At 72.9% G+C, this 1,518-nt stretch carries 1 protein-coding gene; it reads left to right on the top strand.

The annotated features are described in order from the left end of the window. The first annotated feature begins 246 nt into the window (after positions 1-246). Positions 247-1,461 (top strand): phosphoserine phosphatase SerB, encoded by a 1,215-nt coding sequence (gene serB, locus AB0G63_RS39085; protein WP_360760666.1) that lies wholly within the window; start codon positions 247-249, stop codon positions 1,459-1,461. Positions 1,462-1,518 lie beyond the last annotated feature (57 nt).

Below are 1,518 nucleotides of genomic sequence, written 5' to 3'. Positions count from 1 at the left end.
GGGTCCGAAGAGTCCCGAACGGCTCGGCGGCCGGGGGTCGAGGGGCTCGGGCCGAGCGGCCGGGGGGGCGGGGGGGGGGGCCCGGGGCGGCGCGCCGCCCCCCCCCGGCGGCGCCTCGGCGGCTCCGCCGGGCGGTCGCGGCCGGTGGGCAAGGTGCCGGACACCCGGCCGACACCCACTGTTCGCTGTCCGCCAGGCGGACCTCAGGGGCGCAGGGCACTGGGTGCCGGATACGGTGGATACACCATGAGCGCTTCGCAGACCTCGTCCTCTGACGTCCCCACCCTCCTCGTCAAGATCTTCGGCAAGGACCGGCCGGGCATCACGGCCGGCCTCTTCGACACCCTCGCGGCCTACTCCGTCGACGTCGTCGACATCGAGCAGGTCGTCACCCGTGGCCGGATGGTGCTGTGCGCGCTCGTGACCGAGCCGCCGCGAGGGCTCGAGGGGAACCTGCGGGCCACCGTCCACAGCTGGGCGGAGTCCATGAAGATGCAGGCGGAGATCCTCTCCGGCCACGGCGACAACCGGCCGCGCGGTCTCGGGCGTTCCCTGGTCACCGTGCTCGGCCACCCGCTCACCGCGGAGGCGACGGCCCAGATCGCCGCGCGGATCACCAAGGCCGGCGGCAACATCGACCGGATCTTCCGGCTCGCCAAGTACCCGGTCACGGCCGTGGAGTTCGCGGTGTCCGGCGTGGAGACCGAACCCCTGCGCACGGCGCTGGTGACCGACGCGGCGGCACTCGGTGTCGACATCGCGGTGGTCGCCGCCGGACTGCACCGGCGGGCCCAGCGGCTCGTCGTCATGGACGTGGACTCGACGCTCATCCAGGACGAGGTGATCGAGCTCTTCGCCGCGCACGCCGGCTGCGAGGACCGGGTCGCCGAGGTGACGGCCGCCGCGATGCGCGGAGAACTGGACTTCGAGCAGTCGCTGCACGCGCGCGTGGCGCTGCTGGAGGGGCTGGACGCCTCGGTGGTGGACAAGGTGCGCAGCGAGGTGCGGCTTACTCCGGGTGCGCGCACGCTGATCCGGACGCTGAAGCGGCTCGGCTACCAAGTCGGTGTCGTCTCGGGCGGGTTCACGCAGGTCACGGACGATCTGAAGGAGCGGCTCGGCCTCGACTTCGCGCAGGCCAACACCCTGGAGATCGTCGACGGGAAGCTGACCGGGCGGGTCGTCGGGGAGATCGTGGACCGGGCGGGCAAGGCGCGGCTGCTGCGCCGGTTCGCCGCCGAGGCGGGCGTACCGCTGGCGCAGACGGTCGCGATCGGCGATGGCGCCAATGATCTGGACATGCTCAACGCGGCCGGTCTCGGGGTCGCCTTCAACGCCAAGCCGGTGGTCCGGGAGGCGGCGCACACCGCGGTGAACGTGCCGTTCCTCGACACGGTGCTGTACCTGCTGGGCGTCACCCGCGAAGAGGTCGAGGCGGCGGACACGCTCGACGAGCAGTGAAACGTTCCGTGAGCGGCGGGGGCCCGGCACCGTCACGGCCGTGACGCCGTGACGGTG

This window comes from Streptomyces sp. NPDC020996 (assembly GCF_040641355.1).
Taxonomy (GTDB): Bacteria; Actinomycetota; Actinomycetes; order Streptomycetales; family Streptomycetaceae; genus Streptomyces.
This window is presented reverse-complemented; position numbering and strand designations above follow the sequence as displayed.

Excerpts from the sequence above, each read along its gene's own strand:
- serB (WP_360760666.1), top strand. The coding sequence starts at position 247 with ATGAGCGCTTCGCAGACCTCGTCCTCTGACGTCCCCACCCTCCTCGTC.